General features: G+C 60.8%; 22 protein-coding genes. 9 read left to right on the top strand and 13 right to left on the bottom strand.

What is annotated here, in order from left to right; all coding sequences use genetic code 11:
• Positions 1–8: 8 nt before the first annotated feature.
• Together hydN and GUC22_RS05655 are read right to left on the bottom strand one after the other, a co-directional pair.
• Positions 9–536 (bottom strand): electron transport protein HydN, encoded by a 528-nt coding sequence (hydN, locus tag GUC22_RS05660; RefSeq protein ID WP_004124065.1) that lies wholly within the window; start codon positions 534–536, stop codon positions 9–11.
• 134 nt (positions 537–670) lie between these two features.
• Positions 671–1,684 carry a LacI family DNA-binding transcriptional regulator gene (locus GUC22_RS05655; RefSeq protein ID WP_024358443.1) on the bottom strand — a complete coding sequence of 338 codons (1,014 nt, stop codon included), beginning with the start codon at positions 1,682–1,684 and terminating at the stop codon, positions 671–673.
• A gap of 256 nt (positions 1,685–1,940) precedes the next feature.
• Here GUC22_RS05655 and ascF point away from each other — a divergent pair, with 256 nt between their 5' ends.
• Both ascF and GUC22_RS05645 read left to right on the top strand, forming a co-directional pair.
• The gene (gene ascF / locus GUC22_RS05650) at positions 1,941–3,383 is read left to right on the top strand and encodes a PTS cellobiose/arbutin/salicin transporter subunit IIBC (protein ID WP_160183416.1); all 1,443 of its coding nucleotides are present in this window, start codon (positions 1,941–1,943) and stop codon (positions 3,381–3,383) included.
• Positions 3,384–3,409: 26 nt separating this feature from the next.
• Positions 3,410–4,834, top strand: coding sequence for a 6-phospho-beta-glucosidase (locus tag GUC22_RS05645; protein ID WP_049099404.1), 1,425 nt, complete (start codon positions 3,410–3,412; stop codon positions 4,832–4,834).
• 212 nt (positions 4,835–5,046) lie between these two features.
• Here GUC22_RS05645 and hycI read toward each other — a convergent pair whose 3' ends face one another.
• The 9 genes from hycI to hycA all read right to left on the bottom strand — a co-directional run bounded on the left by hycI (position 5,047) and on the right by hycA (position 12,867).
• The gene (hycI, locus tag GUC22_RS05640) at positions 5,047–5,532 is read right to left on the bottom strand and encodes a hydrogenase maturation peptidase HycI (RefSeq protein WP_160183415.1); all 486 of its coding nucleotides are present in this window, start codon (positions 5,530–5,532) and stop codon (positions 5,047–5,049) included.
• Complete coding sequence (locus GUC22_RS05635; RefSeq protein ID WP_004104844.1) at positions 5,525–5,935, bottom strand: formate hydrogenlyase maturation HycH family protein; 411 nt, start codon at positions 5,933–5,935, stop codon at positions 5,525–5,527. The genes hycI and GUC22_RS05635 overlap by 8 nt, the downstream gene beginning before the upstream one ends.
• Entirely contained in the window at positions 5,932–6,699 is a 768-nt protein-coding gene (locus GUC22_RS05630; RefSeq protein ID WP_004104846.1) for an NADH-quinone oxidoreductase subunit B family protein, read from the bottom strand. Before GUC22_RS05630 ends, GUC22_RS05635 begins: the two co-directional genes overlap by 4 nt.
• Positions 6,699–7,241, bottom strand: coding sequence for a formate hydrogenlyase complex iron-sulfur subunit (locus GUC22_RS05625; RefSeq protein ID WP_098066931.1), 543 nt, complete (start codon positions 7,239–7,241; stop codon positions 6,699–6,701). The genes GUC22_RS05630 and GUC22_RS05625 overlap by 1 nt, the downstream gene beginning before the upstream one ends.
• Before the next feature lie 9 nt (positions 7,242–7,250).
• Positions 7,251–8,960, bottom strand: coding sequence for a formate hydrogenlyase subunit HycE (gene hycE / locus GUC22_RS05620; protein ID WP_024358448.1), 1,710 nt, complete (start codon positions 8,958–8,960; stop codon positions 7,251–7,253).
• Positions 8,961–8,977: 17 nt separating this feature from the next.
• Positions 8,978–9,901 (bottom strand): respiratory chain complex I subunit 1 family protein, encoded by a 924-nt coding sequence (locus tag GUC22_RS05615; protein WP_024358449.1) that lies wholly within the window; start codon positions 9,899–9,901, stop codon positions 8,978–8,980.
• A gap of 2 nt (positions 9,902–9,903) precedes the next feature.
• The gene (gene hycC / locus GUC22_RS05610) at positions 9,904–11,730 is read right to left on the bottom strand and encodes a formate hydrogenlyase subunit 3 (protein WP_049099401.1); all 1,827 of its coding nucleotides are present in this window, start codon (positions 11,728–11,730) and stop codon (positions 9,904–9,906) included.
• The gene (locus tag GUC22_RS05605) at positions 11,727–12,335 is read right to left on the bottom strand and encodes a 4Fe-4S dicluster domain-containing protein (protein ID WP_049088683.1); all 609 of its coding nucleotides are present in this window, start codon (positions 12,333–12,335) and stop codon (positions 11,727–11,729) included. The genes hycC and GUC22_RS05605 overlap by 4 nt, the downstream gene beginning before the upstream one ends.
• A gap of 82 nt (positions 12,336–12,417) precedes the next feature.
• Entirely contained in the window at positions 12,418–12,867 is a 450-nt protein-coding gene (gene hycA, locus GUC22_RS05600; protein WP_049087238.1) for a formate hydrogenlyase regulator HycA, read from the bottom strand.
• A gap of 208 nt (positions 12,868–13,075) precedes the next feature.
• On the opposite strand from hycA, the gene hypA reads away from it, so the two are divergent.
• From hypA to GUC22_RS05565, 7 genes are all read left to right on the top strand, one after another.
• A complete protein-coding gene (gene hypA / locus GUC22_RS05595; protein ID WP_004134327.1) occupies positions 13,076–13,426 on the top strand; it encodes a hydrogenase maturation nickel metallochaperone HypA in 351 nt (116 codons plus the stop codon).
• 3 nt (positions 13,427–13,429) lie between these two features.
• Entirely contained in the window at positions 13,430–14,302 is an 873-nt protein-coding gene (gene hypB / locus GUC22_RS05590; protein WP_004134325.1) for a hydrogenase nickel incorporation protein HypB, read from the top strand.
• Positions 14,293–14,565 (top strand): HypC/HybG/HupF family hydrogenase formation chaperone, encoded by a 273-nt coding sequence (locus GUC22_RS05585; protein ID WP_148865878.1) that lies wholly within the window; start codon positions 14,293–14,295, stop codon positions 14,563–14,565. Before hypB ends, GUC22_RS05585 begins: the two co-directional genes overlap by 10 nt.
• Positions 14,566–15,687, top strand: coding sequence for a hydrogenase formation protein HypD (gene hypD / locus GUC22_RS05580; RefSeq protein ID WP_148865876.1), 1,122 nt, complete (start codon positions 14,566–14,568; stop codon positions 15,685–15,687).
• Positions 15,684–16,694 (top strand): hydrogenase expression/formation protein HypE, encoded by a 1,011-nt coding sequence (gene hypE / locus GUC22_RS05575; protein WP_004134322.1) that lies wholly within the window; start codon positions 15,684–15,686, stop codon positions 16,692–16,694. The genes hypD and hypE overlap by 4 nt, the downstream gene beginning before the upstream one ends.
• A gap of 258 nt (positions 16,695–16,952) precedes the next feature.
• Positions 16,953–19,025, top strand: coding sequence for a formate hydrogenlyase transcriptional activator FlhA (flhA, locus tag GUC22_RS05570; RefSeq protein ID WP_004134321.1), 2,073 nt, complete (start codon positions 16,953–16,955; stop codon positions 19,023–19,025).
• Between the two features lie 117 nt (positions 19,026–19,142).
• Positions 19,143–20,090: an alpha/beta hydrolase gene (locus tag GUC22_RS05565; protein ID WP_049131978.1), complete on the top strand. Its 948-nt coding sequence runs from the start codon at positions 19,143–19,145 to the stop codon at positions 20,088–20,090.
• A gap of 189 nt (positions 20,091–20,279) precedes the next feature.
• Here GUC22_RS05565 and GUC22_RS05560 read toward each other — a convergent pair whose 3' ends face one another.
• Positions 20,280–21,680, bottom strand: coding sequence for a glycoside hydrolase family 1 protein (locus GUC22_RS05560; RefSeq protein ID WP_064343130.1), 1,401 nt, complete (start codon positions 21,678–21,680; stop codon positions 20,280–20,282).
• Between the two features lie 54 nt (positions 21,681–21,734).
• Complete coding sequence (locus GUC22_RS05555) at positions 21,735–23,930, bottom strand: CBM35 domain-containing protein (protein WP_064343131.1); 2,196 nt, start codon at positions 23,928–23,930, stop codon at positions 21,735–21,737.
• Between the last annotated feature and the right edge of the window lie 12 nt (positions 23,931–23,942).

Genomic DNA, 23,942 nt, shown 5'->3' with positions numbered 1-23,942 from the left:
CGGCCGGATTACCAGGCCAGCGCGGTGCGGCGGCGTTTTTCGATATTCATCTGTTCGAGCCTGTTGCGGTCGACGCAAATCAGCGCGTGGGTCGGACAGGCGTCCATACAGGCTGGGCCTTCCTCACGGTGATAGCACAGGTCGCATTTGTTGGCTTCGGCTTTTTCCGCTATCACGTTCAGCCCCGCGCCGCTGTGGCGAATAACCGGGCGCACCACCACTTCCATGGCGCCGTACGGGCAGGCCACCACGCAGGTTTTGCAGCCGATGCAGCGCTCCTGCATCACGTGGACGAAGCCCTGGTCGCGGCTGATGGCGCCGTTCGGGCAGACGTTGGCGCACGGGGCGTCCTCGCACTGACGACAGGCGGTGGCCGTCGACACGTTGACGCCTTTGATCACGTGAATACGCGGTAAAAAGGTTTTTGGCGTCAGCGCGGCGCAGTCCTGATTTTCCTGATGAGAGACCACGCAGGCCACTTCACAGGTGCGGCAGCCGATGCATTTGCTCGCGTCGGCGATAATGAAACGGTTCATCCATTTCTCCAGCTGTAAGAAGGTTACGCGCCGGAGTATGCATAATGCGTTCCAACTTTTATCATACTGATATTAAAGGGGGTAATTACGGGAGAGACTGTCATCGTCAGTTGTGACGATGACAGCTGACGACGTCAGGCGTGCGGGCCGGGCACCATTGAGTCGCGTTCGATCAGCTCGCCGGGGAAGGTTTGCTGAAATTTTAAATCGCCGCCGTCGAGCATAAAGATCAGCCGGTTGATGCTCTCTTTGATCATCTCCGTCACCGGCACTTTGACGCTGGAGAGCGCCGGCACCATATACGGCGCCAGCACGATATCGTCAAAACCCACCACCGAGACCTGCTCCGGAACCTTAACGCCGAGCTGATGCAGCTGTTTCATCGCGCCAACCGCCATATCGTCGTTGCTCGCCACCAGCGCGCTGTAGCCGACGCGGCGCTGGCGCAGCGTTTCGACCCCCGCCGCGCCGGTTTCCGGCGTCCAGCGCCCTTCGACGATCAGATCGTTATTCACCGCAATGCTGTGGCGGGCCAGCGCGTCTTTATAGCCCGAGAGCCGCTCAACGCCGGTTGGCGAATCCAGCGAACCGGTAATAAACGCGATATCGCGATGGCCGAGCGCGATAAGCTTTTCCACCGCCATCGTCGCCGAGGCCTTTTGATCGGACCAGACGCAGTGGCTGGCGTTGCGGCGCAGGCGGCGGTTGAGCACCATGATCGGCCGCTCATGATTTTCGATAATCTCGTCCATCTCATCAACGCTGAGAAAGCGCGGATAGATAATAATCGCATCGCAGCGCAGATCGAGCAGATACTGAATCGCCTCGCGCTCCTCCTCCGCGCTGTGCTTGCCGTCGGCGAGGATCAGCTGCCGCCCTTTGTCTTCTGTCATCCGCGCCACATGGTAAAGCAGTTCGCTGAAATAGACGCCGTGATAAAGGGTGTTGGTCACCACCAGCCCGAGGGTCTGCGTCTTTTTCGTCGCCAGGTTGCGCGCCAGCAGATTCGGCCGGTAGCCGCTTTCGGCCACCGCCTGGAAGACGCGATCTTTGGTCTCCTGACTGACATAGCCGTTACCCGACAGCACCCGCGAAACGGTGGCCTTCGACACCCCCGCGCGCTTCGCTACCTCCAGCATCGTTGCCATGTGGTTATTCCTGTTGCCAATGTTGCCCGCAGTGTACTGCACGCGCGGCGCTTTTTCAGCATTTGCGCGTATCCCGCGCTGACTCACACTCCGCGATCAAAATCACAAAATCGAGATCTTATTTTTTTATTTCTTGTATGCATTCATGAAACTAATCATGATTTTGTGGAACCGGTTTCCTATATATGCATCATGCCGCTCCGCTTTCCGGCGCGGTGACAAGCCAGTACCCCATTGATAAACAGGATAAAATCCGATGTCTAAAAATTATGCAGCTCTGGCGCAGCAGGTTGTGGCGGCAATTGGCGGCGCAGATAACGTGGCCGCCGTCACCCACTGCATGACCCGCCTGCGTTTTGTGGTCAAAGACAACGAGCGGGTCGACAGCGCCACCCTCAAAGGGCTGAAAGGCGTACTCGGTGTCGTGCGTAGCGATAACCAGTGTCAGGTCATCATCGGCAATACCGTCTCCCAGGCCTACCGCGAGGTGGTCGCCCTGCTGCCGGGGGATCTGCGCCCTGTCGAACCGCAGGGGAAACCGCCGATCACCCTGAAGCGCATCGGCGCCGGGATCCTCGACGCGCTGATCGGCACCATGTCGCCGCTGATCCCGGCGATTATCGGCGGATCGATGGTCAAGCTGCTGGCGATGATTTTAGAGATGACCGGCGCGCTGCCGAAAGGCGCGCCAACGCTGACCATCCTGACGGTTATCGGCGACGGCGCGTTCTTCTTCCTGCCGCTGATGGTCGCGGCCTCCGCGGCGGTGAAATTTAAAACCAATATGTCGCTGGCGATTGCGATTGCCGGGGTGCTGGTGCACCCGAGCTTTATCGAGCTGATGGCCAAAGCCGCCCAGGGCGAGCACGTGGAGTTCGCCTTTATTCCGGTGACGGCGGTGAAATATACCTATACCGTGATCCCGGCGCTGGTGATGACCTGGTGCCTCTCTTATATCGAACGCTGGGTCGACCGTATCACCCCGGCGGTGACGAAAAACTTCCTTAAACCGATGCTGATCGTGCTGATTGCCGCCCCGCTGTCGATTCTGCTGATTGGCCCGCTCGGTATCTGGATCGGTAGCGCCATTTCCGCGCTGGTCTATATGATCCACAGCTACCTCGGCTGGCTGTCGGTGGCGATTATGGGCGCCCTGTGGCCGCTGCTGGTGATGACCGGGATGCACCGCGTCTTCACGCCGACTATCATTCAGACCATCGCCGAAACCGGCAAAGAGGGCATGGTGATGCCGTCGGAAATCGGCGCCAACCTGTCGCTGGGCGGCTCATCGCTGGCGGTGGCATGGAAAACCAAAAACCCTGAGCTGCGCCAGACGGCGCTGGCGGCCGCGGCTTCCGCGATTCTGGCGGGGATTTCCGAACCGGCGCTGTACGGCGTGGCGGTGCGGCTGAAGCGACCGCTTATCGCCAGCCTGATCAGCGGCTTTATCTGCGGCGCGGTGGCCGGGATTGCCGGGCTCGCCAGCCACTCGATGGCGGCGCCGGGCCTGTTTACCAGCGTCCAATTTTTCGACCCGGCCAATCCGATGACCATCGTCTGGGTCTTTGGCGTCATGGCGCTGGCGGTCGTGCTGTCGTTTGTTCTGACGCTGATGCTCGGCTTTGAAGATATACCGGTTGAAGAAGCCGCCGCCGACGCCAGACAGCGTCAGGCCGGCGCCCAGGCTTCTCACGCCTGAACACCATTTTATTAACGAGGTAACGCATGGCGACTTTTCCACAGGGATTTTTATGGGGCGGCGCACTGGCCGCCAACCAGTCCGAAGGGGCCTGGCTGGAGGGCGGCAAAGGGCCGACCACCGTCGATATGATTCCCCACGGCGCGCACCGCCTGGCGGTCAAGCTGGGGCAAGAGAAACGCTTCGCGCCGCGCGAAGATGAGTTCTACCCGAGCCACGAGGCGATCGATTTTTATCATCGATATAAAGAAGATATCGCCCTGATGGCCGAGATGGGCTTTAGCGTTTTCCGCACCTCTATCGCCTGGAGCCGCCTGTTTCCAAAAGGTGATGAACAAGAGCCGAACCCGGAAGGGATCGCCTTCTACCGCTCGCTGTTCGAGGAGTGTAAAAAGCATAATATCGAGCCGCTGGTGACGCTGTGCCATTTCGACGTGCCGATGCACCTGGTCACCGAGTACGGCTCCTGGCGCAATCGTAAAATGGTGGAATTTTTCACCCGCTACGCCCGTACCTGTTTTGAAGCCTTTGATGGGTTAGTGAAATACTGGCTTACCTTCAATGAAATCAACATCATGCTGCATAGCCCATTCTCCGGCGCCGGTCTGGTGTTTGAAGAGGGGGAAAATCAGGAGCAGGTGAAATACCAGGCCGCCCATCATGAACTGGTCGCCAGCGCCTTAGCGACCAAAATCGCCCACGAGTTGAATCCGCAAAATCAGGTCGGCTGTATGCTGGCGGGCGGCAATTTCTACCCTTACTCCTGTAAGCCGGAAGACGTGTGGATGGCGCTGGAGAAAGATCGCGAGAACCTGTTCTTTATCGATGTCCAGGCGCGCGGCGCGTATCCGGTGTGGGCGGCGCGGGTATTCCGCGAGAAAGGCGTGACCATCGCCAAAGAAGCGGGCGATGATGAAATCCTGCGCCATACCGTCGATTTCGTCTCCTTCAGCTACTACGCTTCGCGCTGCGCGTCGGCGGAGATGAACGCCGGCAACACCAGCGCCGCCAATATCGTTAAGTCGCTGAAAAACCCGTACATCAAAGCCAGCGAATGGGGCTGGGGCATCGACCCGCTCGGCCTGCGCATCACCATGAATATGATGTATGACCGCTACCAGAAACCGCTGTTCCTCGTGGAGAACGGTCTCGGCGCGCGCGATGAGATTGACGCTAACGGCGAGATCAACGACGACTACCGTATCAGCTATCTGCGCGAGCATATTCAGGCGATGGGCGACGCCATCGAAGATGGCATCCCGGTGATGGGCTATACCAGCTGGGGCTGTATCGATCTGGTGTCCGCCTCCACCGGCGAGATGAGCAAGCGCTACGGCTTTGTCTACGTTGACCGCGACGATGCCGGTCGCGGCACGCTGGCGCGCAGGCGCAAGAAGTCGTTCTGGTGGTATAAGAAGGTGATTGCCAGCAACGGGGAAGATTTGGCGTAGAAATTTTCCCGGCTCGCGCAGCGCTTAGCCGGGCTACAGGTTCATCAACGCCCGCGGACCGGTAGCCCGGACAGATGCGCAGCATCGCCTCCGGGAATGATAAACGCTACGGGTGACAAAAGTAGCCGTAGCCCGGGTAAGGCGTTTACGCCGCGACCCGGGAAAAAAGTACACTTGCTCCCTCCTGGCCGAACTCCCGGCTCGCGCTGCGCTTAGCCGGGGAACTCCGGTTCCTCAGCGGCTTCCAGCGCCGCGAAACCGCCCTGCCCCTGCCAGCCATCAAGCCGCGCGTACACCGTCGCGACCGCGTCCTTGATCGGCTGGGTCATCGGGTAATAAAAGCCGACGATATCCGGCTGAATGCCTAAGAAAATCACCTCGCCGACATCCTCTTTTAGCTGATCGATCAGATAGTTGAGCGGCATATTGTGGGTGGTCATCATAAACATCTCGGCGATATCGTCCGGGTCGACGATACGGATCTCGCCGGGGTTCAGGCCCATATCGGTAGCATCGACGATCAGCAGGCGCTCGGGGCGCAGCTCGCGAATGGCGACGATGTCGTTTTCCGGCGCGCTGCCGCCGTCAATCACCACCCAATCGCCGACGGGATTAGCCGCGCACATCTCCGCCAGCAGCGGGCCTGCGCCGTCGTCGCCCATAATGCTATTGCCGACACAGAGTAAAACGTCAGTCACGGAGTCTCCTCACCATCAGATAGATGGCGCTTTCCTGGTGAATATCATGCAGCATACTGAGCATAGTTTTGCTCCACGCCTGCTGCTCGGGGGTCTGTCGCGCCAGCGCTTTATCAAAAGCGTTAGCCAGCATCGTCACATGATTGCTGTCGATAACAATCTCGCCGTACTTCGGCACGCCTTCCATTTTACGCCGCGCGGTGCTGCCCTCTTCGAGGGTCGCAATCCACGCCAGATACGCCTGCCACGGGCAGCTCAGCGCCGCCTCGAGGCAGTCGATGACGCCGAGGTGGTGGCCAATCGCCAGGCTGTAATAGACCACCTGCTGCGCCTGGTCAGGCGTCGCGTCGTTCTCATCAATAAATTTACGGCTCAGCTGACTGAACACCACCGTCTCGCTCATCGGATACGCGCTCCTTCTACGACCTGGTTCAGATGGGTGACGATCTCGGTCAGACGCGGATCTTTTTCCGCCTCCAGCCAGCGCATCACCTGGCTATCGCCCTGCCCCAGCAGGCGCATATAGTCGTCGGCAATCTGCCGGCCGTAGCGATAGCCCGCCAGCCGGCGCGCTTCGCGATCGATGCGCACCCGCAGCGGCTGTACCATATCCGGGTGCAGGAGTTCGGTCGGCTGCTCGTCCTGCTCGCCCGGCACGCGGGCGTGGATTTTCTGTTCCAGCAGGCCCAGCGCCATCGCGAAGCCGTACAGCGTCGCGGCCGGGGTGGGCGGGCAGCCGGGAATATAGACATCCACCGGCACGATTTTATCGGTTCCGCCCCACACGCAATAAAGGTCGTGGAAGATGCCGCCGCTGTTGCCGCAGGCGCCATAGGAGATGCAGATTTTCGGATCCGGCGCGGACTGCCACGCGCGCAGCGCGGGAGAACGCATCGCCCGGGTCACCGCCCCGGTAAACAGCAGAATATCGGCGTGACGCGGCGACGGCACCACTTTGATCCCAAAGCGCTCGGCGTCGAACAGCGGCGACAGGGTGGCGAAAATCTCGATCTCGCAGCCGTTGCAGCCGCCGCAGTCCACCCGATAAACGTAGGCGGAACGCTTAATTTTCTTCAGCAGCGATGCCTTCATGCTGGCGATGGACTCATCCACCGTCATCGGCACCGGAATGCCGTTGTCATCGCGCGGGCCTAATAAGTTGCTCATCAGCTGGCCTCTCTCATATGGCGAGTCAGTTCAATACGATCGGACGGCACCAGGCACTTCTGGCGTTTGCACTCCGGGCAGGTCTCGAAGCTTTCGCGATGCAGCTCGGCGCGGCTATCGCCGTTGTGTTTGAGCAGCGCGATGGCATAGTCGATCTCTTTCTGTACGGCGAATGGGCGTTCACACACCCGGCAGTGGCAAATGGCAAAACGCGATTGCTGGAGAAAATCCTCTTTCTTCCATACCGCCAGCTCGTACTCCTGAGAGAGCTTAATCGCCGCCGTCGGGCAGACCTCTTCGCAGCGTCCGCAAAAGATGCAGCGCCCGAGGTTGAACTGCCACCCCAGCTGGTTGGCGGCCAGATCGGTCTCCACCGTCAGGGCGTTCGACGGGCAGGCGTTAACGCAGGCGGCGCAGCCGATGCACTGCTGCGGATTATGCTCCGGTTTGCCGCGGAAGTTTTTATCCACCGGCATCGGCTCCAGCGGGTATGAGTGCGTCGCGGTGCCGGTTTTGATGACTTTTTTAATAAAGGTAAACATGGCGATTCCTTATTTCAGCGGCGAGTTCTTACGCTCGATGCTGTAGCGCTCCAGCTCTTTGTACGGCACCACTTTGCTTTTCTTCTTGCGCACGTCGACCACGGTCATGCGGTCGGTACAGGAGTAGCACGGGTCGAGGCTGCCGATAATCAGCGGCGCGTCGGAAACGGTATTGCCGCGCAGCATATAGCGCAGGGTCGGCCAGTTGGCGTAGGTCGCCGCCCGGCAGCGCCAGCGGTACAGCTTCTGGTTGTCGCCGGTCATGCTCCAGTGGATATCATCCCCGCGCGGCGCTTCCGAGAAGCCGAGCGCGAAGCGGTGCGGAATATAGGTGAAGCCCTCCACCATCAGCGGGCCGCCCGGCAGGTTATCAAGGCCGAAGTCGATCATATTCAGCGCGGTATAGACTTCGTTGATACGCACCTTGAGGCGCGAAATCACGTCGCAGCCCTGCTCGCTGTGGACGGTCATCGGCAGCAGGCCGTAGCCGACAAACGGGTGATCGGCGCGGGTATCGCGGGCGTGGCCGCTGGCGCGCACCATCGGGCCGACGTTGCTGAAGTCGCGGGCGATTTGCGGGTCGAGACGACCGATTCCGACCGTGCGCTGCTCCATATTCGGCGTGCTGAGCAGCATGTCCACCAGCTCCTGCACGTCGCGGCGCATCTGCTGCGCCAGCTGGCGGGTCTGGATCATGTCCTCTTTCAGCAGATCGCGACGAATGCCGCCAATCAGGTTCAGGCCGTAGGTTTTACGCGCCCCGGTGAGAATTTCCGCCATCTTCATCGAGGTTTCGCGCACGCGGAAGAACTGCATAAACCCGGAGTCGAAGCCGGTGAAGTGGCAGGCGAGGCCGAGGTTCAGCAGGTGCGAGTGCAGGCGCTCCACCTCCAGCAGAATGGCGCGGATCATCTGCGCGCGCTCCGGCACCACGATGCCCATCGCGTTTTCCACCGAGGTGGTATAGGCGGTGCTGTGGGCGAAGCCGCAGATGCCGCACACGCGGTCCGAGAGGAAGGTGACTTCGTTGTAGCCCATGCGGGTTTCCGCCAGCTTTTCCATCCCGCGGTGGACGTAGAACAGGCGATAGTCGGCGTCGATAATATTCTCGCCGTCAACGAACAGGCGGAAGTGGCCCGGTTCGTCGGAGGTGACGTGCAGCGGGCCAATCGGCACCACGTTGTTCTTTTTAGTCCCCAGCTCGTTGATAAACTCGTAGGTTTCGGCGTCGGTGGTCGGCGCCGGACGCTGGCGGTAGTCCATGCTGTCTTTACGCAGCGGATAGAGTTCATCCGGCCAGTCGTCCGGCAGCACCAGCCGGCGCTCGTCCGGCAGCCCCACCGGCACCAGGCCGTACATATCGCGCACTTCGCGCTCGCCCCACACGGCGGCAGGCACGCGCGGCGTCACCGACGGGTATTCCGGTTTGTTGGCGTCCACCTCCACGCGCACGGTGATCCAGCATTTCGTGCCCTGCTCCATCGACAAGACGTAATAGACGGCGTAATGACCGTTCAGCTTGCGTTCGTCATTGCCGAACAGCACCGACAGCCAGCCGCCCTGCTTGTAATACAGGAACTCGACCACTTCCGGCAGATAGTTGACCTTTACCGTGACCGTCAGCTGGTCTTTGGTCTGCCAGGCTTCATCCAGCACCACGCCCGGAAAGGTTTGGTGCAGCGCGGCGAGATAATGTTGACCGATTTTTTCTTCAGACATGCTCAAACTCTCTTAAATCACGCCACCAGCAAGGAGACGAAGGCTAAAAAGGCAAAACCAAACCCGGCCCAGGTGACGCGGGAGGTGGCGCAAAAGCGCAGACGCGCCATGCTGTTTTCGAACAGCGCAATCACCAGCACGCCAAGCACCAGCTTGACGACGGCAACCACCAGCGCCAGCAGCAGACCGCCGACGCTAAAGCTGGTCATCTGTCCCCACGGGATAAATACGCCGACGAACATCTGCAGGACCACCAGCTGCTTGAGGCTGATGCCCCACTTCAGCACGCCGAAGCCGCTGCCGCTGTATTCCGAGAGCGGACCTTCCTGAAGCTCCTGCTCCGCTTCCGCCAGGTCGAACGGCAGCTTGCCCATTTCGATAAAAGTAGCGAAGGCGCAAGCGCACAACGCCAGAATCAGCGGAAGAGTGCGGGCGGTGGGCCAGTGGTAAATGGTGTCGGCGATGCTGCTGATATGGGTGGAACCGGCGACCTGCGCCGCGACCCACAGGCCGAGCAGCAGGATAGGCTCGACCAGCACGCCGAGCATCGCTTCGCGGCTCGCCCCGATAGCGGTAAACGGACTGCCGGTATCAAGGCCGGAGATAGCGAAGAAGAAACGGGCAATGGCGAACAGGTAGATCAGAGTGATCAGGTCCCCCAGCCCCGCCATCGGCGAGTCAACGGTCACCACCGGCAGCGCGGTGGCGATGGTCAGCATCACGCCGACCATCACGTACGGCGTCAGGCGGAAGACCCAGCCGGAAGCATCCGGGCCAACGCTCTGACGGCCCAGCAGCTTCAGGATATCCCGGTACTCCTGCAGCACACCCGGGCCGCGGCGGTTATGCAGACGCGCGCGGGCGACGCGGGTCACCCCGGACAACAGCGGCGCGACGGCGAACAGCACCAGCGCCTGCAACAATGCAATTAATACGCTCATTCTCAGGCTCCTCGGGAAATCACAATCACCACCAGTACCGCCAGCTCCACCAGCGCCACGCCGCGAAACAGCGCGGGCACGGAAGCGTTCTGCCAGCCGGGCACCAGGCGTACCGGGTTCAGCCAGTGGCGCAGCTTGAGAATCGGCGCAAAGGCTTCTTTCACCGGCATGGCGAAACCGTGGGCGGTCACCACCATGGATTTTTCATGGTCGTAACCGCAGACCCAGGCCGCGCCGCGGGAGCGCGCTGGCAGGCGATCGCCCTTGAAGAGGATCATCAGCAGCAGCGGCAGCAGCGGGCAGGCAATCAGCAGAATGGCGATCAGCGGCTGGGAGACCACGCTGGAGACCTCCGCCTGCACCGGAAACGCCCCGCTCACCAGCGGCAGCAGCCACGGCGCGGCAACCCCGCCAATCACGCAGCAAACGGCAGAAAGCACCACGCTAAAAGTCATCAGCCCCGGCGCGCAGGTAGCGTTTTCCGCCTCTTTACTGCGCGGCGCGCCGAGGAAGGTGACGCCGTAGACTTTCGCCATACACATCACCGCCAGGGCGCCGGTAATCGCCAGGCCCACCGCCAGCAGCGGCCCCAGCAGGCGGCCAACAAACGCGTCGCCGGTGCTCAGCTTGAAGAAGGACTGATAGATCACCCACTCCCCGGCAAAACCGTTCAGCGGCGGCAGCGCGGCCATCGCCATCAGGCCCACCAGCATGGAGAGCGAAATCAGCGGCATTTTCTTGCCGATGCCGCCGAGCTTTTCGATATCGCGATGACCGGTGCGGAACCACACTGCCCCCGCGCCGAGGAACAGGGTGGTTTTAAACAGGCTGTGGTTGATCAGGTGATACATGCCGCCGATAAAACCCAGCACCATCAGGGTCGGGTTATGGGTCGCCACGCCGGTGACGAACGCCCCGAGGCCGAGCAGGATAATGCCGATATTTTCCAGGGTGTGGTACGCCAGCAGGCGCTGAATATTGTGCTCCATCAGGGCGTACAGTCCGCCGACGAAGGCGGTGATCATCCCCAGCACCAGCAGCATCACGCCCCACCACAGCGGCGGTACGCTACCGGCCAGCGACACCGTCAGGATGCCGTAGAGACCGACCTTCATCACCACCGTGGAAAACAGCGCGGCGGCCGGCGCGCTGGCACCGGAGTGAGCCTGCGGCGCCCAGCCGTGCAGCGGAATGACCCCGGCCAGCAGCGCAAAGCCGATCAGGCCTGGCAGCCACAGCAGCGCGTTTTGCGGTACCGCCAGCGCCAGCTGGTTAATCTGCGCCAGCTCAAGGGTGCCGTAGGACGACCACACCAGCCAGCAGCTCCACGCCATCAGCAGCGTACCCAGACGCCCTAGCGCAAACCACAGCTTGCCGGACTGCGCGCAGCCGGTAAGAAACGCGGCGCACAGGGCCATAATCTCCGCCATCACCACCAGCGCGCCGAAGTTCGTCACCACCACCGCGCAGACGGCGGCGGCCAGCAGCAGATTCACCAGCAGGCCGTTGGCTTTGACCTGCGAGTGGCGATGCCAGGCGATATTGAACAGCGAAATCGGCAGCGCCGACAGGCCGATCGCCAGCAGCCACAGCGCGTTGACGCCGCCCACGCGCAGGGTCAGGTGCAGCATCTGCAGCATACCGCCGCTGACGCGCTCCGGCATCAGCAGCGCCGTTCCGCCCGCCAGCACCAGCATCGCGCTGGCGACCGCGCCGCCGATCCCGGCGATCGCCCCGCTCAGCGGTTTGCGCAGGGCGAACAGAAACGCCAGCACCGCGCTGGCGGCGTACCAGGCCACCGCCTGATTCACTAAGGAAATCACACTCATTTCACGTCCCCTTGTTGCGCCTGGAACAGCGACAGATCGCCGAGGTCGGTATTAAAAGTCAGCTGCCGCTTACGCTTGCTGGCCTGGGCGATATCGCGGATATCCACCAGCAGCAGCGCGTTAGTCGGGCAGGTGCGAACGCACGCCGGGCCCTGCTCGTCGAAGTGGCACAGGTCGCATTTAACGGCGATAGCGCGCACGCCCGGCACCCAGTCGAGCAGCGTGCTGACGCGGGCCGGCGCCGGCGGCGCGGCGGGGGCCATGGGGGTATTGGCGTTAGCTGGTATATCCAGCGGACGGCTGCCGGAAAACTCAATGGCGCCGAACGGACAGGCGATGCCGCACAGCTTGCAGCTTACGCACAGGCTCTCATTAAGCTGCACCGCGCCATCGACGCGATTAATGGCGTTAACCGGGCAGACGGCGGCGCAAGGCGCATCTTCACAGTGGTGGCACATCTGCGGCGCGGATTCTTTTTCATTGCGCATTAAATGCAGCCGGGGCATGGCTTGCAGGCCATGCTGGCGGTGAGTCTCAGCGCAGGCGGCTTCGCAGGTGCGACAGCCGATACAGACGGTGGAGTCAGCAATTACAAAACGGTTCACCGGGTCATCCTCGGGTGAAAGTCATTTTTGACGAAAACAGGTTGCGCAGGTGTCAGCTTCGACACTTGTCGACACCTGACGATTAACGGGCCAGCGTCAGGTGGTTTAAATCCACCGGCTGGTCTTGTTCGATAGCCTCATAGAGACGGTCGTAAACGCTGGCGATAGTCGCCAGATAGTGCTCGAGAACCTGCTCGCGGTCGCGGTTGCTGATCCGGCCATCGATAGTGCCATCCGAGCCCAGCGTGGCCTGGGCGATCAGACGCCTGTCATCGCCGTTTTTGGTTTCCACGTAATACTCGATGGTGTGGCTGTTAAACCCTTCCGCCAGCGCGACGTAGACCTGAAAATGGCCAAACAGGACGAAGCACAGTTCTTTATCCGGCGCGCAGCTCATGGCGTGATGCAGACGCGCTTTCGACAGGGTTATTCCCTGTACCAGGGAGTTGCAATAGGTGTGCCACTGCTCCTGATGCTGGCGGTGACGATCGGCGATGTAGTCCGCCTTTTCACTTAATTCCCAAATAGTCATCCCGGATCCCCCGTTGTATGAGATGCACCGGTTAAGCATTTTCCATGCCAAAAATTAATTTATTGATTTTAAATGAATTTATTAAATACCGGACGGCAGAAAGACATGTCGATGACGATATCTGACGCGCGTCATCGACATTTCCGTGACATTACCTGTGACCTGGCATCGTTATTGCATTAAAGGGCCATCGCGATACGGAGGCACCATGCACGAAATCACCCTTAGCCAGCGGGCGCTGGAAATTATCGAACAGCAGGCGCAGCAGGCCGGCGCGCGTCGGGTCACCGGCGTGTGGCTGAAGGTCGGGGCGTTTTCCTGCGTGGAGGCCAGCGCGCTGACCTTCTGCTTTGAGCTGGTGTGCCGCGGCACGCTGGCGGAAGGCTGCGAGCTGCATATCGCCGAGCAACAGGCTGAATGCTGGTGTGAAACCTGCCAGCAGTACGTGCATCTCATCTCGCAGCACGTGCGCCGCTGCCCGCAGTGTCAGAGCGACCGGCTGCAAATTGTGGCGGATGACGGCTTACAGATTCAGCGAATAGAAGTAACTCAGGAGTGACATATGTGTACAACCTGCGGCTGCGGTGAAGGCAACCTTTATATAGAAGGCGATGAGCATAACCCGCATTCGGCGTTTCGCAGCGCCCCCTTCGCGCCTGCCCCGCGCCAGATGATGAATATTACCGGCGTGAAAACCGATAACTTTTCGCCCACCCGCTCGGCGGCGGGCGATCTGCACTACGGTCACGGCGAGGCGGGTACCCACGCGCCGGGCCAAAGCCAGCGGCGGATGCTGGAAGTGGAAATCGACGTTCTGGATAAAAACAACCGTCTGGCCGCCCGCAACCGCGCGCGCTTCGCCGCTAAAAACCAGCTGGTGCTGAACCTGGTCTCCAGCCCGGGCTCCGGCAAAACCACCCTGCTGACGGAAACCCTGCTGCGGCTGAAAGCGAAAACCGCCTGCGCGGTGATTGAAGGCGATCAGCAAACGGTGAACGACGCCGCGCGCATCCGCGCCACCGGCACCCCGGCGATTCAGGTCAACACCGGTAAAGGCTGCCATCTCGACGCGCAGATGATCGCCGACGCCGCGCCGCGCCTGCCGCTGGATGACCGCGGGATCCTGTTTATCGAAAACGTCGGCAACCTGGTGTGCCCGGCGAGCTTCGACCTCGGCGAACGCCATAAAGTGGCGGTGCTGTCGGTCACCGAAGGCGAAGACAAACCGCTGAAGTATCCGCATATGTTCGCCGCCGCCAGCCTGATGCTGCTCAACAAGGTCGACCTGCTGCCGTATCTCAACTTTGACGTGGAGAAGTGTCTGGCCTGCGCTCGCGAGGTGAACCCGGATATTGACATTATCCTGCTCTCCGCCACCAGCGGCGAAGGCATGGACCAGTGGCTTAGCTGGCTGGAGGCGCAGCAATGTGCATAGGCATTCCCGGACAAATCTGCGCCATTGACGGTAATCTGGCGAAGGTCGAAGTGTGCGGCATTCAGCGCGAAGTCGATCTCACCTTAGTCGGCGCGGTCGACGACCGCGATCAGCCGCGTCTCGGCCAGTGGGTGCTGGTCCACGTGGGTTTCGCCATGAGCGTAATCAACGAAGCCGAAGCCCGCGACACCCTCGAAGCGCTGCAAAATATGTTTGAAGTCGAGCCGGACGTCGGCGCGCTGCTGTACGGCGAGGAGCGGTAAATGCGTTATGTCGATGAATACCGCGCGCCAGAACAGGTGATGCAGCTGGTGGAGCATCTCCGGCAGCGGGCGCGCCTGCTGCCGCATACCGCCGACCGTCCGCTGCGCATTATGGAAGTGTGCGGCGGCCATACCCACGCCATTTTTAAATTCGGCCTCGACCAGCTGCTGCCGGAAAATATCGAGTTTATTCACGGCCCCGGCTGCCCGGTGTGCGTGCTGCCGATGGGACGCATCGACGCCTGTATCGATATCGCCAGCCGTCCGGGGGTGATTTTCTGCACCTTTGGCGACGCCATGCGCGTGCCGGGAAAAAACGGCTCGCTGCTGCAGGCGAAATCGCGCGGCGCCGACGTCCGCATCGTCTATTCGCCGATGGACGCCCTGAAGCTGGCGCAGCAGAACCCCGAACGTGAAGTGGTGTTCTTCGGCCTTGGTTTTGAAACGACGATGCCCGCCACCGCCCTGACCCTGTGCCAGGCCCGCGAGCGCGGCGTCGCCAACTTCTACTTTTTCTGCCAGCACATCACCCTGCTGCCGACCCTGCGCAGCCTGCTCGACCAGCCGGATAACGGTATCGACGCTTTTCTCGCCCCAGGTCACGTCAGCATGGTGATTGGCACCGACGCCTACGGCTTTATCGCCAGCGACTATCATCGTCCTTTAGTGGTGGCCGGATTCGAACCGCTTGATCTACTGCAAGGCGCGGTGATGCTGGTTGAGCAGACAATAGCGCGGCACAGCGACGTGGAGAACCAGTATCGCCGGGTGGTGCCCGATGAGGGTAATCCGCTGGCGCAGTCGGCCATCGCCGAGGTGTTTTGCCTTAGCGGCGATAGCGAGTGGCGCGGGCTGGGGGTGATTAGCGACTCCGGCGTGCATCTGACGGCGGCATACCAGCGCTTCGACGCCGAGGCGCATTTCCGCCCGGCGCCGCAGCGGGTCAGCGACGACCCGCGCGCCCGCTGCGGCGAGGTGCTGACCGGCCGCTGTAAGCCGCACCAGTGCCCGCTGTTCGGCAAGACCTGCAACCCGCAGAGCGCGTTCGGCGCGCTGATGGTCTCATCGGAAGGCGCCTGCGCCGCCTGGTATCAATATCGCAGTCAGGAAATCGAAGCATGAAAAGCGTTCAGTTAGCCCACGGTAGCGGCGGTCAGGCGATGCAGCAGCTGATCGGCGACCTGTTTATGCAGGCTTTCGCCAACCCCTGGCTGGCGGAGCAGGAGGATCAGGCGCGTCTCGATCTCACCCAGCTTAGCGCGCAGGGCGACAGGCTCGCCTTCTCCACCGACAGCTACGTCATCGATCCGCTGTTTTTTCCCGGCGGCAATATCGGCAAGCTGGCGGTGTGCGGTACGGCCAACGATGTGGCGGTGAGCGGCGCGCTGCCGCGCTATCTCTCCTGCGGGTTTATTCTCGAAGAGGGGCTGGAGATGGCCACCCTCGAAGCGGTGGTGAACAGCATGGCGCAGACCGCCCGGGAGGCCGGTATCGCCATTGTCACCGGCGATACCAAAGTGGTGCCGCGCGGGGCGGCGGATAAGCTGTTTATCAATACCGCCGGGATCGGCGTGATCCCCACCGGTATTCGCTGGGGGGCGCAGCAGATTAGCGCCGGCGACGTGCTGCTGGTCAGCGGTACGCTTGGCGATCACGGGGCGACTATCCTCAACCTGCGCGAGCAAATGGGGCTGGACGGCGCGCTGTCCAGCGACTGCGCGGTGCTGACGCCCTTGATTCAGACGCTGCGCGACGTCGCTGGCGTGAAAGCCCTGCGCGATGCCACCCGCGGCGGGGTTAACGCGGTGGCCCACGAGTTCGCCGCCGCCAGCGGCTGCGGGATTGAGCTGTATGAGAATAAGCTGCCGGTGAACGAGACCGTGCGCGGCGTGTGCGAGCTGCTGGGGCTGGACGCGCTGAATTTTGCCAACGAAGGCAAGCTGTTGATCGCCGTCGCCCGCGAAGCGGCGGAAAGCGTACTTGCGCATTTACGGTCTCATCCGTTAGGCCGCGATGCGGCGATAATCGGCGACGTTGTGGCGCGCGCGGGCGTACGCTCCATCGGCCTGTACGGCGTCAAACGTACGCTGGATCTTCCTCACGCCGAGCCGCTGCCGAGAATTTGTTAACGAGATTCAGGAGCTTTCCCGGAGGCGGCGCGATGCGCCTGTCCGGGCTACCCTAACCCGGATCGCACGAACCTGTAGCCCGGACAGATGCGCAGCATCGCCTCCGGGGAAAAATTAGGATCTCTGCATGATTATCCCGCCCAAACCCGCGGGCAACTGCGGATGGGTGGACGGCGGTCACAACCGCTTTATAAACAGACTATTATTTGTGTCATCACTTTCTTCTGCGCCGCTTTGCGGCGCTTTTGGACTTAAGCAATGTCGTATACACCGATGGGCGATCTTGGGCAGCAGGGTCTGTTTGATATCACCCGCATTTTATTACAGCAGCCGGATCTGGCCGCGCTGAGCGAGACGCTGACCGGCCTGGTGCAGCAGTCCGCGCTCGCCGACCGGGCGGCGATTATTCTGTGGCATTCCGGCAACCATCGCGCGACAAGGCACGCCTGCGACGATGCCGGGCATCCGGTGAGCTATGAAGATGAAACCGTCCTCGCCAACGGCCCGGTTCGTCGTCTGCTGTCCCGACCGGATGCGCTGCATTGCGATAGCGCCACCTTTGCCGAGACCTGGCCGCAGCTGGCCCGAAGCGGACTCTATCCTACCTTTGGCTATTACTGCCTGCTGCCGCTGGCGGCGGAAGGCCGCATCTTCGGCGGCTGCGAATTCATCCGCGATGACAACCGGCCATGGACTGAAAAAGAGTACCAGCGGCTGCACACTTTTACGCAAATCGTCGCCGTGGTGACCGAGCAGATCCAGAGCCGGGTCAGCAATAACGTCGATTACGACCTGCTGTGCCACGAGCGCGATAACTTCCGCATCCTCGTGGCGATCACCAACGCCGTGCTCTCGCGGCTGGATATCGACGAGCTGGTCAGCGAAGTGGCCAAAGAGATCCACCGCTACTTCCGCATCGATGCCATTAGCGTGGTGCTACGCAGCAACCGCAAAGGCAAGCTCAACATCTACTCCACCCACTACCTCGACGCCAGCCACCCGGTGCACGACCAGAGCGAAGTGGATGAAGCCGGCACCCTGACCGAGCGGGTCTTCAAAAGTAAAGAGATGCTGCTGCTCAATCTGCACGAGCATGACCCGCTGGCGCCGTACGAAAAAATGCTTTTCGAGATGTGGGATAACAAAATTCAGACCCTGTGCCTGCTGCCGTTGATGTCCGGCAATACCCTGCTCGGGGTGCTGAAGCTGGCGCAGTGCGATGAGAAAGTGTTCACCACCACCAATCTTAAGCTGCTGCGGCAAATCGCCGAGCGCGTCTCGATCGCCATCGACAACGCCCTCGCCTATCGCGAAATTCAGCGCCTGAAAGAGCGGCTGGTCGATGAGAACCTCGCCCTGACCGAACAGCTCAACAACGTGGAGAGCGAGTTTGGCGAAATCATTGGCCGCAGCGAGGCGATGAACAGCGTGCTCAAGCAGGTGGAGATGGTGGCGCACAGCGACAGCACGGTGCTGATCCTCGGCGAAACCGGCACCGGTAAGGAGCTGATTGCCCGCGCTATTCATAATCTGAGCGGCCGCAATAGCCGGCGGATGGTCAAAATGAACTGCGCGGCGATGCCCGCCGGGCTGCTGGAAAGCGACCTGTTTGGCCACGAGCGCGGCGCCTTCACCGGTGCCAGCGCGCAGCGTATCGGCCGTTTCGAACTGGCGGACAAAAGCTCGCTGTTTCTCGATGAAGTGGGCGATATGCCGGTGGAGCTGCAGCCGAAGCTGCTGCGCGTCCTGCAGGAGCAGGAGTTCGAGCGTCTCGGCAGCAATAAGCTGATTCACACCGACGTGCGCCTGATCGCCGCGACCAACCGCGATCTTAAGCAGATGGTCGCCGATCGCGAATTTCGCAGCGATCTCTACTATCGGCTGAACGTCTTCCCGATCCACCTGCCGCCGCTGCGCGAGCGGCCGGACGATATTCCGCTGCTGGTGAAGGCCTTCACCTTTAAAATCGCCCGCCGTCTGGGACGCAATATCGACAGCATTCCGGCGGAAACGCTGCGCCTTCTCAGCCGCATGGAGTGGCCGGGCAACGTGCGTGAGCTGGAAAACGTCATTGAGCGCGCGGTGCTGCTGACCCGCGGCAGCGTGCTGCAGCTCTCCTTGCCGGAAATGAACATCGAGCCGCAGCCGCTGGCGGCAGAAGTGCTGCCGGAGGAAGGCGAAGATGAATACCAGCTGATTGTCCGGGTGCTGAAAGAGAGCAACGGCGTGGTCGCCGGACCGAAGGGCGCGGCCCAGCGTCTGGGATTAAAGCGCACCACTTTGCTTTCGCGCATGAAACGGTTGGGCATTCATAAAGACCAGCTGCAGTAGGCGTATCTTCAGAACGCTGTTTCATTTTGATTTTAATGAAACAGCGTTCTGTGAAGCAACTCGCGTTACCCGCCGCTCATCGATGATAAATAAGCCTTTTCCTTAATGGAGATGCTTATGACGCGTTTACCTCTGGCCGCCGCCATCGCTTTGCTGTTCTCTTCTCAGGCGGCATTTTCCTCTCTGCCCACTTTTTCTGTCTGGCCCGGCGGTGAAGCGCCCGGCGCGAAAAACAGCCCGGCGAGCGAATCGCTGGTGGAGCGCAGCAAAGACCCCTCGCTGCCCGATCGCGCGGTCACCGGCGTTCGCGCTCCGACAATTACCGTTTACGCGCCGGAGAAGCCCAACGGTATCGCGCTGCTGGTGACGCCGGGCGGCTCTTATCAGCGGGTGGTGCTGGATAAAGAGGGCAGCGATCTTGCCCCGGTGTTTAACGCCCGGGGCTATACCCTGTTTGTGATGACCTACCGGATGCCCGCGGACGGTCATGCGGAGGGCAGCGATGCGCCGCTGGCCGATGCGCAGCGCGCGCTGCGTACCCTGCGGGCGCGGGCCGCCGAGTGGCATATCGACCCGCATAAAATCGGCATTATGGGCTTTTCCGCCGGGGGGCACGTGGCGGCCAGCCTGGAGACCCGCTATAGCGAACCGGCTTACGCCGCCGTGGATGCCATCGACCAGCAGAGCGCGCGGCCGGACTTCGCGGTGCTCGGCTATCCGGTGATTTCGATGGATCCGGCGATTGCCCATCCCGGATCGCGCAAGGCGTTGATTGGCGAAACGCCGACGGCGGAGCGGCAGCATCGTTATTCACCGGAGCAGAACGTCACGCCGCAGACGCCGCCGACCTTTATTTTCCACGCGGTAGACGATCCTTCGGTGCCGGTGGATAACGCGCTGGTGATGTTTAACGCCCTGCGCGCGCATCAGGTGCCGACCGAGCTGCATCTGTTCGCCGAGGGGAAACACGGATTTGGCATTCGCGGGACCCGGGGCCTGCCCGCCGCCGAGTGGCCGCAGCTGGCGATGAACTGGATAGCTTCGCTGGCGGAAATGAACAAATAGCGCCGATAATCCCCGGCTCGCGGCTGACGCCTTAGCCGGGCTACCTGTCCGCCGACGGCGGGGACCTCGTAGCACCGGTGGGTACGGCTTCCCGGAGGCGATGCTGCGCATCTGTCCGGGCTACAAGTTCGTGCGGTTTGGTAGCCCGGACAGGCGCGTCAAGCGCCGCCTCCGGGGGATTTTGCAGAGCTATTTATCAGAACTAAAACCGTTGCTGGTCGCCAGCTCGGCAAACCACAGCGCGTTGCGCTTTATCTGCCGCTCTCCGGTTTGCAGATTAAGCCGCCAAAAACCGTAGCGCCGCTTGAACGAATTAATCCACGACCAGTTATCGATAAACGTCCACTGATGCACGCCAAAACAATTCGCGCCGTCGGCTATCGCGCGATGCAGCTGCACCAGATGCTCTTCCATCAGGCCGATGCGGAACGAATCGTCAATCACCCCGTCTTCGCCCGGTTCGCCTTCCGACTCAATATCCATCGCGATGCCGATTTCCGCGAGGAACCACTTTTTATTGCCGTAGTTATCGCGAATATTGGCGGCAATGTCATAAATCGCCTGCGGCAGAATCTCATTATTATCGCGATAAGGATTAAAGCGCCCTTCTGGATTCACGTAGTTTTCGAAATAGAACTCCGGGGTGAAATAGTCCAGCGTATAGTCGCTTTCGCGTGCCTTGACCCGCCGCGGAACGTAATAGTTAACGCCGAGAAAATCGACGCGCGATCCGCTAATCAGCTCCACGTCGGCTTTTGTCACCTCCGGCAGGCAGTCGTGCGCGGCCAGAATTTCGCACAGCTCTTTCGGGAACTGATGCTTCACCAGCGGATCGAGAAAGCTGCGGTTGAAAAACAGATCCGCATACCACGCCGCTTTTTTATCCTCAGCGCTGTCGTTACGGGTATAGGAGGGCGTCAGGTTCAGCACCACGCCAATCTCGCTCTCCAGCGCCAGCGCGCGAAACTCGCGCACCGCTTTGGCGTGGGCCAGCATAATGTTAAACGCCACCTGCGCCGCCAGCCTGCCGTCTTTCTTGCAGGGATAGTGGAAGTCGTACAGATAGCCGCCCTCAACCGGCACAATCGGCTCGTTGAAGGTGATCCAGTATTTCACTTTGTGACCAAACAGCTCGAAGGCGGTGCGGGCAAAACGCGCGAAGAGATCCGTCACGTGCGCCGACTCAAAGCCGCCGTACTGCTTTTGCAGCGCTTCCGGCATATCAAAGTGATAGAGGTTAATCATCGGCTCAATGCCGTTTTCGATCATCTCATCAAGGTAGGCATGATAGAAACGCACCGCGTCCGGATTGGGCGCGCCGGTTTCGAAATCGTCAATCAGCCGCGACCACTGAATCGAGGTGCGAAAGGAGTTGAACCCGGTCCGCTTCATCAACGCCACGTCCTGAGGATACTGATGATAGGTATCGCAAACGGTTTGCGGCCCAATCTGCTGATAAAAACGTTCCGGCTGTTCGGCAAACCAGCTGTCCCAAATAGAACGGTGCGGCTTGTTGCTGATGCCTTCCGTTTGCGGACCGGATGCCGCCGCGCCCCAAAAAAAGCCTTCCGGAAACTGATACCGGGTCATAACGCCTCCTGTAAGTTAAAAAAGGCCGCACCCGACGGGCGCAGCCAATAAGCACTACTCTGCAACCACTTCAATCGATTTGATAAACATATAGCCCCAGTCGCCGGCGAATTTACCGAAGTCGATGCGGTTATCGCCGGCCTTCAGCTCGACCGGCACCAGTTGCTGCTGGCCCTGTTCATCGGTCTGCGGGAACTCAACCGCGATTGGCGCGCCGCCGTTGACAATAAACGAGTTTTTCTTGCCGCCCCATTTGCCGCTGAACGTCACCCGCAGCAGATACTTGCCGGCCCACGGCGCGGAAACCTGCCAGCTCACCTTATCGCCGTCGTTGGCGAACGGCCCGAGGAAGCCGTCTTCGTCAATCGTCAGCGCGTCTTTCTCGCTTTTCGCCGCCTCAATCTTGCCCTCGGTCACGTGCAATACCCCACCGCCAAAACGGCAGTAGTCGGCGGGGACTTTACCGACGGCTTCCGTCACCGTGACCTTTACGGTTTTGCTGCTTTTGAGCAGGCCGTCATCGGCGCTAAAGGTCAGCGCATATTCACCGGGGGCGCTGAACCAGGCGCGGGTTTCGGCTTTATCCGTCGCGCAGAAATGAGCCTGCGCGCTGCCGCCGTTGCTCCAGTTCACCTTTACGTCGCGGTCCGGGAGCCCGTCATCGCGCCAGCTCGCGCTCAGCTGCACGCCCTGATCCTGGCTGGTGGTGAGCGTCTCCGCCAGCGCGACTACCGGCGCCTGATTCGCCTGGGTGTGCTTCACGCTAATCACGTTCGAAGACGCTGAGCTCCCGCTCTCATTCTTAGCGATGACGCGGTAATAGTACGTATTCCCCAGTTGCAGACTGCGATAGTCATCGCGGAACAGATCCATCGTCTGCGGGTTCCACTCGTTAACGCCATCGGAAATATCGCGCCCCACCACTTTCCACGGCCCGGATGCCGAATCAGCGCGCTCGACATCATAAGCGCGCCCTACCGCCGCCCCCAGCCAGTTGATAGCAAACGGTGAATCCATCGCCCGCAGCGTCGGCGCATCCGGTTTCGGCAGCGGCGGCGCGTTCTCCTGCCCGTTCATCTGCGCCGCGGCGGTCCGCACCAGGTCGACCACTTCCATTTCCTGATTGGCCTTACCTTCCATCGGGAAGCCCGGCAGATGGTAGCTGTAGTGGCCGGTGGACTCTTTATGCCAGTAGAAACCGCCATCGTGACGATGACCGCGGAAGCCCCAAATCAAGCCGCCCGCCGCCTGCGCGCCGTTGACTTCGCTATGGACGATCGACTGCATAATGGCGTTAAGCTGCTGCGCGTCCAGCAGGCCGAATTCGCCCACCATATAGACTTTTTTACCCGCTGCCGCCGTCAGGTCTTTTTTCACCTGATCGGGATGGTTGTTATCGGCATTGGTGTAGTAGTGGTTGCTGACGATATCGACATTAGGATCGTTGAGCGCAAACCCGTTAATTTTCTTGTAGGTGCCATCGACCACCAGCTGATGCGGCGCCCACTTTTTGATCCACGCGGCGGTCTGCTGAAGGAACGCCGCGTTGGTGTCTTCCAGTTCGTTGCCGGTCTCCCAGGCCATAATCGCTTTTTCGTCGAAATAAGGACGACCGGTCACGCTGTTGGTACGGGTGATAACCTGGCGAATCACGTCAAGATAGGCCTTGAAGGTTTTACTGTCGGTACGGTAAAAATCCTCCGGCTTTTCGTGGTAGAACGCCGCCAGCTGCTCGCGACCGCCCCACCACCACCAGTGATCGATAAACGGCAGGATCAGGCGCAGCCCCTGTTTGTCCGCCTCGGCGATCATGTTGTCGTATACCCGCATCGCCTTTTCGTTCAGGCGCGGCATGCCGTCGGTGGTTTCCGGGGCCAGAATATGGGTTTCTCGACCGCAGGCCTCGTCAAACGTCTGCTGCACCGAGAGCACGTATACCCGCTGCGCCCTGGCGCCGGTTTGCACCATCGCCTTAATCCAGTTTTCCTGCTCTTCCGCCGTCGGCCAGCGGAAGTATTGCCCCCAGCCGCGCGTGTCGGCCTTACAGGTACCGCGCGCATCGTCCTCGATACGGTGCAGCTCCGGCGCGTGGATGCCCGCAAAGCGGAAAACCTTGTCGCCGTCTTTTAGCGTCGCGCCGTCGCGGGTAATAAAGTGTTCAAAGTGCGAGCGCTCTGCGGCCATCGCGCCTGCGCTTCCCAGCGCCGAAAGCAGCGCGACGAGCATCAGTTTTGTCACCGGCTTAATCATCGTTATCTCTCC

It is taken from the genome of Klebsiella sp. MPUS7 (genome assembly GCF_009905335.1).
GTDB classification, from domain to species: Bacteria; Pseudomonadota; Gammaproteobacteria; order Enterobacterales; family Enterobacteriaceae; genus Klebsiella; species Klebsiella grimontii.
The sequence above is the reverse complement of the archived record's forward strand: the minus strand, read 5'-3'. Positions and strand labels throughout refer to the sequence as shown.